Origin of the sequence: Bartonella sp. CM86QHHN (genome assembly GCF_042194695.1) — a bacterium.
Classification (GTDB): Bacteria; Pseudomonadota; Alphaproteobacteria; order Rhizobiales; family Rhizobiaceae; genus Bartonella.
This window is the reverse complement of sequence record NZ_JBHIND010000056.1, coordinates 17,601-36,172: the sequence shown is the minus strand read 5'-3', so window position 1 is coordinate 36,172 and position 18,572 is coordinate 17,601. Positions and strand designations below refer to the sequence as shown.

Below are 18,572 nucleotides of genomic sequence, written 5' to 3'. Positions count from 1 at the left end.
TATTGTAGAGCGTAGCCTTATTTATATTTTGAGTAATTATATTTACTCTGTATTAATAAAAAATAATTCTCTTTGAAATAAATTTTTGGCAATATTCACATAAATGTCTGCAATTTGTGAAAAATGAATAATAATAAAGAATTGATCAAATGCTTGAAAGAAAAGGAATGGAGAAAATTACTAAAAAATTGCATTTTTAAAATACCAACTTAAGTAGCGCGTTGAAAAAATAACGCCATAAAACTGATATTGAATAATAAATTTATTATCCAATCATTTTAATAGTAGGATACTGATCTATAATAATAATTTATTGTTTTGCCTGTTGAATGAGAAAGCTGACGATTATAAAGCTCTCTTATATTTTAACTCTGTTTATATTGAATCAATCAAATTTCTTCACTTGCAAATCACAAACGAGATCGATGTGTGTATAAATACACTTGAAGAAAGGAAAATATTACTTATGAGGTATCTTAACTATCAAGCGCTGTTAAAATAGTATTGAAAACTGACAAAGTGAATGATGGTGCCCCTTTTTACTTTTAAAGTGTAAAGATGGTGGAACACAATAGATTTTATATTATAAGGTTTTACCCTTATACCATTCACAAGCTGCGTCGTGAAATAGGCTTTGGTGTACTAAATGTTTCTTTAAAACAAGCGTGTCGATGTGCAACACAATGGCGTTCTGTTTATCATGTATCCAACGGTGTTTCTTGTATCCAACGGTGTTTCTTTTTGAATCATCTTATAAACTGCTCTCTGAGAGAGCAAATTCTATCTTAGTGAATTCTTCCCTTTATATTCATTTTTTCTCATGAACACTAAAGTCTGTTAATACACTATCCAAAATAAAATCAATCAACAAACATTTCTATTCTTTTGTAATATACAGATAATTGAATTAAGAATTTAGAACACCTGATTGCAACTAAAGTCTGTACTATCGCAATAATAGAAATACTTTGATTATCATCGCTCCATAATAAAAGAAGAATATGTAACTTACAGAAAAAATTACATTTTCAATAAATAATGAAAAATATTTTTCATTATTTGATGTATAAGTATTTAATATGTATGAATATTTACTTATTAAAAATGATAATATAAATCAGAAATACTTACAAAAGATAATTATCTTGAGAAATATTGCCTCATATTACAGAAAAGTTGCGTTGGCTTTGCTCAATAAAAGTTTCTCTATTTTTAACAAAGCTCTCATTTTTATGCATCCATATGTGATGTAAAAAGACGCCTATTTGCGTTTCTCTTATAGATAGATTAAATAGTGACAGCACCTTCGATCACTTTGTCTATGTTAACTTCTCTTTTAGGCAATAATTTATGGTATCTAACCCACCTTTTCTCGCTCTTTTACCTTTGGGCGCACACGAATATCACGGAGAGCACCTTCCTTTCGAAACCGACTGGATTATAGCTGAAGCTTTTGCAAAAGCCCTCACTTTACAAACAAAAGAGCAGTTTCATATCGCACTTTTACCGGTTGAAAAGATTGGCTATTCTATAGAACATATGGATGTTACAGGTACACAAACCCTTACCTTTTCTGATGCGATTAAGCGATGGATAAAGATTGGTGAAAACTGTTATCACAAAGGGATCAACCGTCTTCTTCTTCTCAATGCTCACGGAGGAAATTCACCTTTAATGAGCATTGTTATCACCGAATTACGAAAGCGCCTTTCCATGCTCGCTGTAGCAACAAGCTGGAGCCGTTTTGGTTTACCACAAGGTCTCATGGAGCCATCTCAACAACATCTTGATATCCATGGAGGCTTTATCGAAACCTCTCTCATGCTCTATTTAGCACCAGAAAAAGTCCATATGGAAAAGGCAGAAAATTTTCATAATAAACAAGCGGATATGATTGCCAATTATCGGTATTTACGCGCTTATGGTCCTCATGCCTTTGGTTGGACAATGAAAGATCTAAATACGCAAGGTGCGGCAGGAAATGCAAGCAAAGCAACACCACAAGCCGGTGAAGCAATCTTTTCTCATGTTCTGTCTCAGCTTCGTGATTTACTTGATGATATCAATCGATTTAACATAAACACATGGCAATAAAGAACAATAAAAGGTCTCTCCATGGAAACGATACACCCCAAAAAACTTCCCGTTACGGTTCTCACAGGCTATCTTGGTGCTGGAAAAACCACCCTTCTCAACCGCATTCTCAGTGAAAATCATGGCAAACGTTATGCCGTCATTGTCAATGAGTTTGGTGAAATTGGTATTGATAATGACCTGATTATTGAATCAGACGAAGAAATTTATGAAATGAATAATGGCTGTGTTTGCTGCACCGTACGTGGTGATCTCATTCGCATTTTAGAAAGCCTGATGCAACGTTCTCATCGATTTGATGCGATCATTATAGAAACGACAGGGCTTGCTGATCCCGTTCCCGTAGCACAGACTTTTTTCATGGATGATACTATCCATGAAAAAACAGCTCTCGACAGTGTCATAGCAGTCGTTGATGCAAAGCATTTTCCCTCTCAATTAAAAACAAGTCGTGAAGCTGAAGACCAAATTGCCTTCGCGGATATTATTCTTTTAAATAAGATTGATCTTGTCACCCAACAAGAACGCAGCCATGCTGAATCCCTTATTCTGGCCATTAATCCCAGAGCCATAATTTACGCAACAGAGCGCGTTAACATCCCTGTTGATAAACTCCTCGATCGTAGTTCCTTTGATCTCCAACGCACTTTAGATAATGATCCCCATTTTCTTGACCATCATCACGCAGATCATGTATGTGGTCCCGATTGTAATCATGATCATGACCATCATCACGCATCCACCATTCATGATATTACCATCACTTCTGTAAGTTTAAAAACAGATGCTCTGCAACCAGAAAAGTTTTTCCCTTGGATCCAGCAGGTTACACAGCAACAAGGACCTGATATCTTGCGTCTTAAAGGCATTATCGCCTTTCAAGGAGACGATGATCGTTACGTCATTCAAGGGATACATATGCTTCTTGAAGGACAACATCAACGCCCATGGCGTGAAGATGAAAAACGAGAAAGCCGCCTTGTCTTTATAGGACGCTCTCTTGATGCTGAAAAATTAAAAACTGGTTTTGAAAATTGCGCATAAGTGAGTGATAATGCCAAACATTACCCATTATGATCTCAAAAGTTACTGCCTTTCCTGCGGTTTTATAGGCAATAAACCAGCCTTTGTTTCCGTAGAAGGTCTCATTGTTTTTTTTAATCCAACCCCACAAATCGTTGAAGTGCACCAAGGAATAATTTCAAGCCATTTTTCCCATGACAATACCGCGATCATCACCGGTGGAGAAGATGGAAAAGTCTGTCAAACAACCGCAGCAGATCACACGGAAGTGTTAAGCCAAAAAGAACGCAAATGGATAAACAACGTTGCTTTTGGTCCACAAAAAGCTTTTGCTTTTTCCTCCTCACGCCTCGCATTTGCGCATATTGGAAAAGAACGACAAAAGCTCACACATGAACGCAGTGTAGAAGGCCTTGCTTTTGCCCCAAAAGGTTTGCGACTTGCCGTTGCCCATTACAATGGAGTCACTCTTCATTGGTTATCAACGCAAATATCTCCCACCACATTGGTATGGAAAGGAGCTCATTGTGGTGTCACCTTTTCACCAGACAACCGCTATGTCATTTCCACCATGCAAGAAAACGCCTTACACGGCTGGCGTCTCACTGATAATCAGCACCTCCGCATGAGTGGCTACCCAAGCAAAGTCAAAAGCTGGTCTTGGAGTGCAAAAGGAAAATGGCTAGCAACATCAGGTGCCTCTGCCGCAATTGTTTGGCCCTTTCATACAAAAGATGGCCCCATGGGAAAAACACCTCTAGAACTAGGCACACGAGCAAATGCACTTGTTAGCACCGTTTCATGCCACCCAAACAAAGAAATTGTAGCAATAGGCTTCAATGATGGAATGATTTTAGCGGCACAATTCCATGATGGAAAAGAAGTCCTTCTAAAAGGTTATGGGAAAAGTGCTATCTCAGCACTTAATTGGGATCAAGCAGGGCAAAACCTCTCCTTCGGTAGCGAAAATGGTGAATGTGGTATAATCAAGATCACTGATTAAATTAAGCACCCAAAAGCGCAATCATCGCCGATAAAGAATGCCCACACAATCCTCCAGAAATCTTATCCCCTTGCATCTCCAGAGCTCTCAGAAATCCTATCTCCCTAATCTCCCCCAAAAATCTCCTAAAATCTTCGTAATCATTAAATCTTCCCTCTTCCTTTCCTCCCCCCTTTAGACAAGAAAATACCTTAAACATGTTTTTTGACCTTTTAACATTGCTACCCCCATACAAGAATAAAAACATCACTCTCAAGACCGCCCCCCATCTCCCTATAAACATCTATATAGGCTACATACTTCCACAAAAGCATTTTTCTTAAAAATTCGGCAAAAAATAGCTGATATCATCATTGAAACAACGATTTATTCTTACGATCAGAAGAAGGGAATTCAACACTATTTTCCTAAATAAAAAATTTTTTGATTTCCCCCTCCAAGGAGCAAAGTTTCCTACGAGCAGCCTTCCACTCTTTAGTTTCTTGCCTAGAAAATTCTATCTAATAATCATTTCATGGAACTTCTATTACCGCCCTCTGTTCCGGTATCTCCTTCATCTCCGGATTCTGTTCCTTCTGCTTCTTTCCCATGTTAAACCAAAGCCTTCTGGGTCTTCTGACCCTTTGGATTCCTCGTCTAATCTCCAAATTAGAGCGGTTGTTCCACAGGTTCCAACTTATCTTCTTTTGCCAAATGCCTTATTTCATGCTGGTTTAGTGGATATGATCACGCAAAATAAGACGTTGGAGACAATGCGGAATGCTTTTCATTCTTCTTGGAAAGAGAATGAAAAGACAGCCTTTTTTCTGCGTGCTTATGGGGGGAGCCATCATTATGCTTCCAATTTATCTGCTTTTGAATATGGTTATGGTGCTGAGCTCGATTATAATGCATTTCAAGCAGGTGTTTTGTTAAACGAGATTGAGAGTTTATATGGTCGTACATTCTTTGGAGTTTTGGGGAACTATGGAAATCTTTCTCTACACCCTCAGGATGTTGAACAAAGCAAAAAAGCGCATTTAATAAATGGTCTGTTGCTGCTTATGGAAATTTGCAGCATGATACCGGTTTTTATATAGATGGGGTGGTATCGTATGGTCTTTTTAAGGATGATGTTTTGACTCTTTCACGGGGCAAGGTTGTGGCGTTAAAGGGTAAACAGTTTAGCGGTTCTTTAACGAGTGGTAGAACGTTTGCAACAGGGTATAAAGGTGTTGTTTTTGCTCCGCAGATTCAGGTTGTTTATCAGCATCTTCAGTTTAATAAGACGCGTGATATTGATTTAGGAAAATTTCATGCAATAATTCAGAATGCTCATTCATCATTTTACATATTGAATAAAAACTGAATATTATAAATTTCTTTCATTTCAAACCTGTTTATATTTAATCAATTAACCCCTTGTCCATCACAAACGAAGCTGGCATGCAAAGAAGGACTTTTGAAAAAAGGTGAATTGCTTCTTATGAATATTCTCGAGTGCTAAAATCTGCGCAAATATTGAATGCTGAAAAAAGAATGATGATATCCGCGCATGACCGCAATGAAAATAATATCCTGTATCTTATCGAAATTTCTCTGCCACCTATCATTTACAAAACAACAACCGTAACAATACGATAAAGCATACTTTACTTTTATTATAATTTGGCCTCAAACTCCCTCTGTTTTTTCTAAAAACAAGTATTTATCCAAAATTCTTAAGTAAACATCCTAAAAAAGGAAACAAATAATATGCGTATTAAATGATATAAACGTGAATAGAGTTCTAAAACAAAATTCAAAACAATGCATAAAACTCATAAAGACTAAACTTATGATTTATAAAAGTTAATAAAGAAATGGACAAAACCAACCATCAATATCGTCTCTTTTGAAAGATTATGCCACAAGCATTTAACATTCAAGCTTCTCACATTCACAATGAAATCTGCCCCCATATCTTAATATCAAAATTTTAGAAAAATTCTTCATCGCATAGAAGAAAGCATCTATTGTAATCTTTTATATCAAAAAAATAACCATATTGATGAAGTAAAATAAATTTCAATACATTAAAAGGCAGAAAAATCTTCTGCCTTTTATATAAAAAAACACATTGCATCTCTTCAAAAAAGATAGCGCAATCCAGCAGAAAAACTCGTTCCAGAAAAACCAATTTTCTTAAATTTATGCTGATAAGTTACATCTCCATGAAGAGAAAGTTTTGAAGAAAGATGGGCATTAAACCCAACCCCTGCTTCCAAAGAAGAACCAAAAAAACCTAACTGAAAATCGTTTTTAAAAGAAACGAATTGCTTATCTTCAAAACTATGCAAATAAGAAAGCTTACTATAAAAAGAGNATGCAAATAAGAAAGCTTACTATAAAAAGAAACTTCACGTCCCTCTTCCACAACACCTAACGTCTTGCTTAAACGCCCACCAACACGCCCCACCCATTGATGAAATTTTCCTAAATCAACATCAAGATTATCAATATCACGCGCCTGATTAAACTGAAGATGCTGATAAACAACCTGAATCTGCGGATCAAAAACAACACCTTTATACCCTGTTGCAAACGTTCTACCACTCGTTAAAGAACCGCTAAACTGTTTACCCTTTAACGCCACAACCTTGCCCCGTGCAAGGGTCAAAACATCTCCCTTAAAAAGACCATACGATACCACCCCATCCNCAAAAACAACACCTTTATACCCTGTTGCAAACGTTCTACCACTCGTTAAAGAACCGCTAAACTGTTTACCCTTTAACGCCACAACCTTGCCCCGTGAAAGAGTCAAAACATCACCCTTAAAAAGACCATACGATACCACCCCATCTATATAAAAACCGGTATCATGCTGCAAATTTCCATAAGCAGTAACAGACCATTTATTAAATGCGCTTTTTTTGCTTTGTTCAACATCCTGAGGGTGTAGAGAAAGATTTCCATAGTTCCCCAAAACTCCAAAGAATGTACGACCATATAAACTCTCAATCTCGTTTAACAAAACACCTGCTTGAAATGCATTATAATCGAGCTCAGCACCATAACCATATTCAAAAGCAGATAAATTGGAAGCATAGTGATGGCTCCCCCCATAAGCACGCAGAAAAAAGGCTGTCTTTTTATCATCTTTCCAGGAGGAATGAAAAGCATTCCGCATTGTCTCTAACGTCTTATTTTGCGTGGTCATATCCACTAAACCAGCATGAAATAAGGCATTTGGCAAAAGAAGATAAGTTGGAACCTGTGGAACAACCGCTCTAATTTGGAGATTAGACTGAACATCAAGCGGTATAGAGAGATTAGATGAAGGATCTAAAGGATCAGAGGACTGAGAAGGCTTTGGTTCAACAGGGGCAGAAGGAGGAGAAACAGTATCCAGAGATGAAGTGTCCTCCGGAGCAGAGGGCTCAGATGGCAGAACATCATTAGTAGAATCTTCAACTGGAACAAACGGTGCAGGCATAGGTTGCACAGCAGAAGGAGCCTCCGGAACTGTTGGTACAGAGGGAGGCTCAGACGGAACTGGTGCAGAAGGAGTCAGCGTCGAATCCGTAGGGATAAATGTTTCAGACGGTTCAGATCCTTCAGGCAAAGAAGGTGTAGATGGTATAAGTGGAGGCTCAACAGAAGGGGGTTGTTCAGGTGAAATAGTCTCTGTTGGTCGTTTAGAAGGAACCGTCTCTTCTTCAGATTGAGGAGGTAAAACTGTAGACGTTGGCTTAGAAGCAGTTTCAGAAGAATCTAATTCAGGACCAATGTAAACACTTTCGAGACGAAAATCCCAAAAATCCCCTTCTCCAACAACCAATCTATTCTTTGGATCTGCATTTCCAGAAGAAGAACTTGGACCATAGACACGAAGTTTATATTGATAAGGAAATCCATTCACCGTAGTATAACTATTGGCTAACTTAAAAGAACTTTCCTCTGCTGTCCCAGCAACTTGAACAAGTGAAATACTTTGACTTCCTTTATTGCCAGCTTCTCCTTCTAAGGTTTTGGAAAATTTCTCCATCATGAGCAGTGTACTTCCCAAAACATTCCCGTAGATCAAAATACGATCAGTTTTTTGAGGATTAAACGAGCCGTCATTATTCACAAACGCACTCATCTTAATCTGCACATTTCCCTTTGCATTATAGGCTTCTTTATCATATTGTATCCCCTCTATTGGATTTATGTCATTTAGATTACTTCCTTTCTCAATATATACTTTTCCAATATATAGCGTTTGATAATCTTGAGATATAAATTTATCAAAAAAAATTGTGCTATCAGAAATGCTTATAGACGAAAGTAATGAATCTACAGGAAGAGATTCCTGTAAATCTGTATGTTTCCTTTTGGTGAGATACCATGCAGAGCCATTTGTTAATTCTAAGTGAACAGTTGATGCATCCTCAACACGAATACCCCCTGTAAGGATAGAATCCTTTGCTTTCACCAATAGAGAAGAATTATTTTGAGCCTTTAACAATAAATCACCAGAGATCTTTGTCCTTTCTGTTAATTCAATGGTAGCTTCAGCTCCATAAATATCATCTCCCGTACTATAAATGGCAATACCATCGGGAACTGAAAAAGTTGTCTGTGACAAATGCAAAGATGCTTCACCCCAAACAATTTTTTCTACTTTTGAAAGTTTTTCACTCCCTACCTTAAACATATCACCCCATACATCTGGGCCTAATCCATAAAAATACAGACCGTATACTCCCTCACCCTGAACAGAAATTTCTGTACCTTCAATCTTAATATTTGTCTTTTTAAACTCATTTGATGAAGCGTATTCTTGAACCAATTTACCTTCAGCATCTGCATAACCTGCAAAATTCGTAATCAAGAAGCCATGCATATCAGTGAGCTGAATAGAATCACCACGCAAATGAACATCACCACCCTGTGATATGTCAAAAGCTCTTGGAAATTCATCAATAGTTTCATTATCAACTACAATCGTATGTTTCTTACCTTTTCCCTGAATCTTGGTTGTATCAATAAGATATTTTCCCCCAAATTGTGTTGAAAACGCACCAATCTCATTAAAAGTAATAGTACTGCCTGACATCCTAACGAATGCATCAGAACTACTCACAAATCCAATCCCTTTTGCATTCAAATTATCTGATACAATATCAATATTTACGCTCACTAAAGCAATATCGGTTTTTTTTCCTTCTGCACATACAGCTTGCAAACTACCTTCAATCTTCCCTCTATTCATCACAACTTGCCCGTTCTGAACACGAAAACCGGACATATCCTTAATATTTGAATTGGTTAGAACAAGCCTGCCATCATCTTTTACAGATGCACTATATAAAAATGACTGCTTTGGCCTATGCGAGATAATATTTGTCTCTAATAAATTTAAAACAGTTCCCTCTTTTTCTATAGAGAAGACAGCAACAAAATCATCTAGAGAAGAGACAGAAGGAGTATAATTTTTATTACTTATCGTATGTTTTTTACTATCGCTATATGTAAAAAAACTCCCTGATACATTACAGGAAGTTCCTAAATTATTAAAATTCGCATTAACACTCATGATTGGCAAAAAAGAAACAATAGCCGTTGTAATAAATAAAAATCTATACCCGCTTAATACATTAACCATAACTTTATTCCCAATTTGCCTTTCTCCCCCTGTTAGTTAAAAATAAAAAATATTCCCCATAACATTAAGTTAAACACACTAACAATAGCAAGTATAAAACTTAAATAAGCACTTTATACTTCATAAAACACTCTATAACTTATGTAAAAACTACTCTATATTTCATAGGTATCTAAAAACGATAGTATAAACCACCTGAAAAAATAATCCCTGAAAAACCTCCTTTTCTAAGGCAATGCTGATAAGTTACATCTCCATGCAAAGCAAAGTTTGAAGACAACTGAGCCTTCAACCCCCACTCCAGTTTCTAAAGAAGAACCAAAAGCCCTCATTGGAATTCATCTCCAAACTGCACACGTTGTTTTCCTCTAAAACTAATGGCAAGCTGAAGCTTGCAATTGAAAGAAACAACAAGAGCCTCTTCAGAAGCAGCAAGCGTCTTTCTTAAAGACCCACCAACACGCATCACCCACAAATCAAGCTTTCCCATCTCAATATCAAAACCATCAATATCAGACGCCTTATCAAACCACACATTTTGATAAACAACCTAAACCTGCGGATCAAAAATAACCCCTTTATGCCCTGTCATAAATGACTTGCCCACAATCAATGAAGCACTCAAAGGTGTTTCCTTCAATGTTGCTGTCTTGCCTCTTGCTTGCGTCAGAACATCCCCTTTAAATAACCCATAGGAAAAAAGTCCGTCGATATAAAAGCCTGCATCATGCTGCATATTGCCATATACTGTAATAGACCATTTATCAAATGTACTTTTTTGCTTTCTTTAACATCTTGAGGTTGTAGAGAGTTTTTTTCCATATTCTCCATTATTCCAAAGCTCAAAGTGTGATGTGTATCCTCAATCGCATTGAGCAAGACACTTGCCTCTATACCATGAACATCAGAAACCTGAATCTTACCTTCATCAAAGGAAAAAACCACCCTGCTTCACACCAAACACAGATTGAGATAACGTAGCATTTCTACCACTTTTCTTTTCGCCATTTCCTGTAATAGAACTCTTTTTAAAAGAAGTTTTATTATCTTTTGACACAACCACTGCTGATGTAATCTTCTCAGATCTCTTTAATTCTAAAATTCCATCAGTTCCTGAAACGCCTTTTTCCCCTTTACTTTTTTGCGGCTTAATAACTATGTTATGAGATGGTATTGTAAAAATATCACCTGTAGTCCTCCTACCCAATCCACTCATATATAACTTATTACGACTTCCAAAAGTACGAGAAGCATCAACTGTATCACACGAATACGACTTAAAAAGAGAATTACACGAGGGGTTATAATCTTCTGCACTCACATCTATATTGTGCACGAAGAAAGAAATAGAGGTCGTAAGAGAACACACACACATAGCGTTTTAGTACTTTAATCATAATTTAGTCTAAACTCTCTTTATTTTATCTTCATAAAAAACTGAAAAGACACACCTAGTTCATCTACTCATTATTCTTATTATGTACCGTTACATATAATTTGTTTTGTGTTATATGTAAAGTCAAAAATCAGAAAAACAACACAACAAAACCATGTTTTGTATTTATGTCTTTCACAAAGGATGTATTAAAGAAAAATACAATTAAAAATGATAACTTAATCCACCAGAAAAATGCGTTCCGGAAAAGCCGTCACTCGTAAATTTATGCTGATAAATCAGATCGCTATGAAAAATAATTTTGGAAGATAATTGCGAAAAAACACCAAATCCAGCTTCTAAAGAAGTCCCAAAGGAACCAAGCTGGAAGGCATCTTTAAAATATACAAATTGTTTATCATCAAAACTACGAATGAAATGAAGCTTACCATAGAATGAGAGAACATGTGCATCTTTATCTTTAGTAAATGTAAGTGTCTTCGTTAAATACCCACCAATACGCATCCCCCAATGATCTGGACTTCGCATATCAATATTAAAATTATCAATATCACGAGTCTTATGAAACTGGAGATTTTGATAAACAAACTGAACCTGTGGTTCAAAAATAAAATATCGGCTGCCTATCATAAACGTTTTACCAGCAATTAAAGAAACACTTAGGGGCTTCCCTCTCAATGCAGCCGTTTTACCTCGCTCAAGTGTGAGAACATTTCCATTAAACAAACCATAAGAGAAGAGACCATCCATATAGAGACCCGTATCATGCTGCATGCTTCCATATGCTGTGATTGTCCATTTATCAAATATACTTTCTTGACTTTGTTTAACCTTTCGAGGCTGCAAAGAAAGCTTGCCATAATTTCCCATAATCCCAAAAGATGTCGTACTGTATGCACTTTCGATTTTCTTGAGTAAAACACCTGCCTCTAGTGCATTATAATCAAGCTCACCGCCATAATCACCATATTTAAATGCAGACAAATTTGAAGTATAATGATGATGTCCACCGTAACCGCGCAAAAACAAAGCGGGATTTTCATCATTTTTCAACAACCGACCAGGAACAGTTCGCAGCGCTTGCAACTGCTTGCTTTGATTACTGATATCCATCAAACCAGCATAAAATAAGGTATTTGGCACAAGAATATAAGTCAAAACCTGTGGAACAACGACTCTCACATTTGGCTCAAAATGAGAAGAAGGCTCAAAAACAGATGCCGGAACAGAAGAACCAGACGCAGGTGGAGTAACAACAAAAGGAGTGGGTGAAACAGATGGCGGAACAGAAGAACCAGATGCAACTGGGGAAACAACAGAAGGAGTGGATGAAACAGATGACGGAACAGGTGAACCAGATGCAACTGGGGAAACAACAGAAGGAGTGGGTGAAACAGATGACGGAACAGGTGAACCAGATGCAACTGGGGAAACAACAGAAGGAGTGGGTGAAACAGATGACGGAACAGGTGAACCAGATGCAACTGGGGAAACAACAGAAGGAGTGGGTGAAACAGATGACGGAACAGGTGAACCAGATGCAACTGGGGAAACAACAGAAGGAGTGGGTGAAACAGATGACGGAACAAGTGAACCAGATGCAACTGGGGAAACAACAGAAGGAGTGGGTGAAACAGATAGCGGAACAGGTGAACCAGATTCAGGTGGAGCAACTGGATTAGATTCAGCAATAGCGGGAACAACAGGTGCAAGAGAGGAAAGAGGATTGGGGATCTCAAGTACAAAAACATCAGATACATTAAGTGTGGTCGTAAGATGGGAATCCCTATCAGGAGAATCTACAGGAGAAGAAAGACTTGGCTCCTGAGATTTTTGCTGAGAGTTAGAATCAATAGAACCATCCTCACCTCCAGTAATATTAGGATGAATTTTAAGAACAGAAGGAATATCATCAGAAGAAGGGGGGACAACCAAATCATGAACAGGAAAAACTTTAGTGGAATCAAGAGAAGTAGAATCAACAAATTGACTTTCAAGTCGGAAATCCCAAAATGTTCCGGAGTTTTTAAGCACTCTTTGATTGGAATCTGCCGCCCCTAAAGAAGAGCTTGGACCATAACTCTTAAGATGATACTGATAGGGGGAGGCTTCAAGTGTGACATACCCCCCATTTAACTGAAAAGAATCTTCCATGGCTTTTCCATAAACCTGAATAATGGAAATCCCCTGATTATTACCACCATCTCCCGTCAATGCCCCTGAGCTTCCAGGAACACTATACACATGAACTGTTGTTTTTCCTTCAAGATCACCATTGATTAAAAGCCGGTCAGTTTTTTGCTCTTGCAGAGCTCCGCCTTTATCCAAATATGCATTAAGATAAAGATTCACATCACCGTGCGCTTTATAGACAGTCCCAGATCCTTTTCCAATGAGAAGTGTCTGATAACCATTTGTTTTTTTAGATTTTAATTCTTCAAAAACAAGAGAACTATCCGTAAGATTGACCGATGAAATGAAGGAATAGTCCCCTAAATTAGAACCAAAAGCATCAGAATTTTGCAATTTGTCATATTTTGGTCGCGATAAAGTCCACTTTGAACCATTTTTTAAATCTATCGTAGCTGTAGAACTTTCATCAACATGTGCGCCTCCTACAAGGGTAGAAGCATCAGCCTCAATCTTTACATTAGAACGCTCAACAGCTTTCAGGAGTGAATCTCCAGAAATTTTTGAATTTTGTAAGAGTTTAACAGAACTTTCGAATTCTCGACTATAAATAGCCGTACTTTCTGGAGCCATAAAAGTTGTCTTTGTCAAATGGACAGTCCCTTTTCCAGGTATAATTGTTTTTTTATCATTTAAGACAGCTTCCCAAAAAAAGTGCATGCCATTAAATCCATTCCCTCTCACAAAAATATTGGAATATTTTATATGAGCAGCATTATGGTTATTCCCCTGCACTACAATACCATGAACATTGTCGACATTAACGTTTCCTTTCTGGAAATTAAGAGAGCCTTTCCCCTGAAGCATACTAAAAGCAGAACCTTCACGATAATTATCTGTATTTGTTCCCAGTTTCCCCCTCCCACTAATAGAAACGCCCTCTAAATTAATTTCTCCATCTCCTCCTGTTTGAACACCAATACCATCAGCAAAATTAATTTTTCCTCCTTTCATATAAATTTTTGCACCATTATGACTCAAAAGACCTATCGCATCAGAAGATGTCTTAATCTCTGTCTTGGTCAAAGAAACAAACGACCCTTTACCCCCAACACTGATCCCCATTCTGGTTGCTTTAATCACCCCATTCTGCATCTCAAAAGCTCCCTCATCATTAATATCGGCCCCTATCGACACGTTATTTAACATGGAATCAAATAGAGCAACGCCTCCCCCATTTGAGGACTTTACAGCTGTTGTCCAAGCGTTTGTTTCTGAATGTCCATGTGCATTCGAAACACCGTTAATGATTATAGCCTCTCCCTCAATGACTGTATTTTTCCCTGATGCCTCTATGGCAGCATCAGAACTTTCACCCGTAAGTTGATAAGTTTTCTTGGCAATTTCATGCGTTTTACCATCATTACAGCGATAAAATGAGGCACTTTCGTTACATGAATATGGCTTCTTCTCAGAAGAAATCTCACCTGCATCAGTATTGTATACAAAGAAAAAAATAACCGTTGTAAAATGATATAAAGAGAGATGATTTTTAAACATAATTTTCTACAAACTTTCTTCCCCTTCTCTAAAAACAAAAAACACGCGTTCTGTTTAATAACTTTGGTTACGCGTGATAATTTAAAATACGTTTTGTGTTTTATATATCCGCCCTATGTTTTATGTAAAGCCAGAATCCCAAAATATCACAATTTAAAATTGTATTATTTATAAAAACGCGTAAAAATATAGATAGAAATAAAAATTCCACCCCAAAGCAGTGATTTCAAGAGAATTTAATAAAAATAAACTCAAAGAAGAAAAACAGCATAAGAAGCAAAAACTGCAAACCAGAAAGCCTTATCTCGTTTCTAAAAAGAAACAAACTTGCTCATGCAAAAAAAAACATTTTTTTAAAAAACTTATTTAAAAAGTTGCAAACAAATAATAAAAAACCACAAGCTATGCTTGTGGTTTTTTAAACAACTTACCTCAAGATGATCATCCTAAAAACGATAGCGCAATCCACCAGAAAAACTGATTCCAGAAAAACCACCTTTACTCAACTTATGCTGATAAACCAAATCACCATGAAGCGCAAATTTTTGAGACAAGCGAGCATTAAGACCTAATCCAGCCTCTAGAGAAGAACCAAAAGCCCCTAACTGGAAAGAATCTTTAAAGCGCACAGACCTTTCTTTTCCAAAATCATGGGCAAAATGAATCTTTCCATAAAAAGAAACATCACGATCTTTTTCAGACGCAGTAAGAGTCTTTATCAAGCGACCACCCATACGCACCATCAATTGATCAAGTTTATCCATCTCAATATTAAAATTATCAATATCGCGGGCCTCATTAAATTGAAGATGCTGATAAACAACCTGAACCTGTGGATCAAAAACAACACCTTCATATCCTGTGGCAATTCTCTGACCACTCATCAAGGAAACACTTAAAGGGTTACCCTTCAATGTTGCCGTTTTACCCCGCGCAGTTGTCAGAACATCTCCCTTAAACAGACCATAAGATAACAAACCATCAACATAGAATCCTACATCATGCTGCATACTTCCATAAACTGTAGCAGTCCATTTATCAAATGTACTTTTTTGGCTTTGTGCAACATCTCGAGGTTGTAGAGAAAGCTTTCCATAAGACCCCATCACCCCAAAGGATATAACACTGTCAACATTTTCAACAGTTTGTAGCAAAACACCTGTCTCTAGTGCATAGTACCCTAGATCTCCCCCATAACCATATTCAAGCGCAGATAAATCTGAGGCATAACGATAACTTCCACCATAGCCACGCAAAAATGAAGCAGAATTTTCATGAATTTGCAACATTCCACTAAGATTAGTCCGTACTATCTCCAACTGCTTGTTTTGATTGCTGATATCTATCAAACCAGCGTGGAACAAACTATTCGGCAAAAGTAGATAAGTTGGCACCTGAGGAACAACAGATCTTACACCTCGTTGAGACGGAGAAACATTTTCAATTTCAGAAAGACTATCTGTAGAAGACGCTGGAACAACATCACCAGAAGATTCGGGAATAATATCCTCAACAGAAGCACGTGCAGGAGGTGTACGTTGAGAAACCATAGGAGTTTCTCTATAATCAGCAGTTTGAACATATTCATTTTCTAAACGAAAATTCCAAAATGCTCCTCCGTTCAAAGAAAATCTCTGTTTAACATGCTCCTCCCCTCTAGTAACACTTGGGCCATAAGAACGAAGAACATATTTATAAGGCGCGCCATTTAATGCAACATACTGCCCATTCAGTTGAAAAGAGTCATACGATGCATCTCCATAAACTTGAATAATTGAAACACTATGCGCTTTTTCGTTTTTTTCTTCTAAACCTCCCGCAACCCCTTGTATATGGACTATAGTTCTTCCCTTAACGTCACCATGAATGAGAAGCCGATCCGTTACTTGATGATCACTTGTATCACTAGGATTTAAACGTGCATTCAAATGAATCCAAGCATCACCAAAAGCCTGATAAACAATACCTGTTCCTTTTCCAATATAAAGCGTTTGATATGCATGATTAGTACTGGACTTTGGTTTTTCAAAAGTAATGGAACTATTAGAAAGGTGTACCGATGAAATAAACGAAACACCTCTATAATTAGGATCTTGTAATTTTTTCTGTCTTGGTTGCAATAAAGCCCACTGTGAATTATTTCCCAAGATAAGGTCGACTTTAGAACTGTTATCAACCTGAGTTTGACCGACAAGTGCAGAAGCATCAGCAACAACCTCTATAGAAGAGTTACGATCAGCCTTCAGCAACAAATCCCCAAAAAGCTTTGTTTCCTTTAAAAATATTTTAGATTTTCCAGATTGACTGCTATAAACAGCTATACTATCTGGAACGACAAAACGCGTCTTTTTCAAATCAACGCGCAATGATTTTCCCTCTGACGAACCTTCTGATGCTGCCACACCTTCAAAGTGTATACCATAAAATGCATTACCTTTCACTGTAATATTGGAATCTCCAATATTAATCTGAGGAGCTTTATCTCCCTGCAATAAAAGCCCATGAGCATCAGTAACATCAACAGAACCTTTCATAAACTGAACATAACCATCTTCAGATATATGAAAAGCTGCCTGACGACCTGCATCCAGCCCTTGATCATCCTTGCCGGTACTCCCCTTGCCGGTAATAGAGACACCCTCTAAAATAAGATATCCTTTTTCTCCTGCTTTAACCCCAACTCTCCCTAGGCTAATTTGCGTATTCGTTAAATCAACACCACTTTGAGATTTTCCTCCAGCAAAAGCCCCCACTTTGATTGCATCAATTGATCCACCAGACATTACGATGAATCCACCTTGAGCTTCCACCCCCACTAAAACCCCACTCAACGTGGAATCGCTCAGAAAGACGCCCGCTTCTTCTGATACCTTTACTCCATATTTCCAAAAATTGTTTTCCGAGTTATTCTTTTCATCCAAAATACCCCTAACAGTTACATTCTTGCCACGAATAATTGTACCTTCCTTAGACGCCTCTATGGCTCCATAAACACCATTAACATTTTTATCCATTAGCGAATAAACTTTATTATTAATTTCATGCTCTCCACCACCACACTGATAAAACGCTGCATTCTGATCACATGAAGACTGCTTTTTTCCAGAGATAACCTGAGATTCAGCATTGCGTGCAAAAACACCAACATTGTGTGTCAAAAAAAGAAGTGCCGTTGTAAAAGTACATAAGGAGAAGCGATTTTTAAATAGATTGACCATAATTCCACCATAATCCCCCCTCTTCTTACTAAGATCTATACATAACGTATCAAAAAACTTAACCAAAAGAAAAATATTTAATACGTTTAGGTTTTAATATTGTGAGTTTATTAATATTTTTTGTGTTTTATGTAAATATGGAATTAAAAAATTACTCGAAAATACAATCTAAATCTGTCGCTTTTACAAAGAATTTGCAAAAATATAACTGAAGAACGACAGAAAAATCACCTTTAACGTTGTTAGTCAAAAACACCCTTAGTCAGTTGACATGCATTAAGAACACCTACTTTAACTGCCGTCTAATCACCGCCAGAACGGATATAATCAACATCCTTACGATAATATTATATTGAAACAGTGTACACTCTGTAAGCAGACAAAACATATGCCAAAATTGAGAAACAAGAGTTCACATATGCCTTTTAGGCAATCTTCATGGTAAGACAGTCTAATAAAAAGTAGGAACGTGTAAAAATCAGTTCCGATTTTACCTTCTCCTTTTAATTCAACTTTACAATATTCAAAAACATTCAG

At 37.2% G+C, this 18,572-nt stretch carries 8 protein-coding genes and 2 pseudogenes; 4 read left to right on the top strand and 6 right to left on the bottom strand.

Features of this window, described 5'->3' with window-relative positions:
* Positions 1-1,350 precede the first annotated feature (1,350 nt).
* From ACFIKX_RS05380 to ACFIKX_RS05365, 4 genes and pseudogenes are all read left to right on the top strand, one after another.
* Entirely contained in the window at positions 1,351-2,094 is a 744-nt protein-coding gene (locus ACFIKX_RS05380; protein ID WP_375621597.1) for a creatininase family protein, read from the top strand.
* A 21-nt stretch (positions 2,095-2,115) separates the two neighbouring features.
* Positions 2,116-3,138: a CobW family GTP-binding protein gene (locus ACFIKX_RS05375; protein ID WP_375612283.1), complete on the top strand. Its 1,023-nt coding sequence runs from the start codon at positions 2,116-2,118 to the stop codon at positions 3,136-3,138.
* Positions 3,139-3,148: 10 nt separating this feature from the next.
* Positions 3,149-4,120, top strand: a complete 972-nt coding sequence (locus tag ACFIKX_RS05370; RefSeq protein ID WP_375613645.1) for a WD40 repeat domain-containing protein — start codon at positions 3,149-3,151, stop codon at positions 4,118-4,120.
* Positions 4,121-4,652: 532 nt separating this feature from the next.
* Positions 4,653-5,417 (top strand): annotated as a pseudogene (locus ACFIKX_RS05365) (autotransporter outer membrane beta-barrel domain-containing protein); the annotation flags it as partial.
* A gap of 811 nt (positions 5,418-6,228) precedes the next feature.
* On the opposite strand, the gene ACFIKX_RS05360 reads toward ACFIKX_RS05365, so the two are convergent.
* From ACFIKX_RS05360 to ACFIKX_RS05335, 6 genes and pseudogenes are all read right to left on the bottom strand, one after another.
* Entirely contained in the window at positions 6,229-6,438 is a 210-nt protein-coding gene (locus tag ACFIKX_RS05360; protein ID WP_375661229.1) for an autotransporter outer membrane beta-barrel domain-containing protein, read from the bottom strand.
* Complete coding sequence (locus ACFIKX_RS05355) at positions 6,384-9,731, bottom strand: autotransporter outer membrane beta-barrel domain-containing protein (protein WP_375661228.1); 3,348 nt, start codon at positions 9,729-9,731, stop codon at positions 6,384-6,386. The genes ACFIKX_RS05360 and ACFIKX_RS05355 overlap by 55 nt, the downstream gene beginning before the upstream one ends.
* A 172-nt stretch (positions 9,732-9,903) precedes the next feature.
* Positions 9,904-10,631: pseudogene (locus tag ACFIKX_RS05350) on the bottom strand (autotransporter outer membrane beta-barrel domain-containing protein); the annotation flags it as partial.
* Positions 10,632-10,659: 28 nt separating this feature from the next.
* On the bottom strand, positions 10,660-11,100 hold the full coding sequence (locus ACFIKX_RS05345) for a hypothetical protein (RefSeq protein ID WP_375661227.1): 441 nt from the start codon (positions 11,098-11,100) through the stop codon (positions 10,660-10,662).
* Positions 11,101-11,331: 231 nt separating this feature from the next.
* Positions 11,332-14,817, bottom strand: a complete 3,486-nt coding sequence (locus tag ACFIKX_RS05340; RefSeq protein ID WP_375661226.1) for an autotransporter outer membrane beta-barrel domain-containing protein — start codon at positions 14,815-14,817, stop codon at positions 11,332-11,334.
* 446 nt (positions 14,818-15,263) lie between these two features.
* Positions 15,264-18,035: an autotransporter outer membrane beta-barrel domain-containing protein gene (locus ACFIKX_RS05335; protein ID WP_375629910.1), complete on the bottom strand. Its 2,772-nt coding sequence runs from the start codon at positions 18,033-18,035 to the stop codon at positions 15,264-15,266.
* Positions 18,036-18,572: the final 537 nt, after the last annotated feature.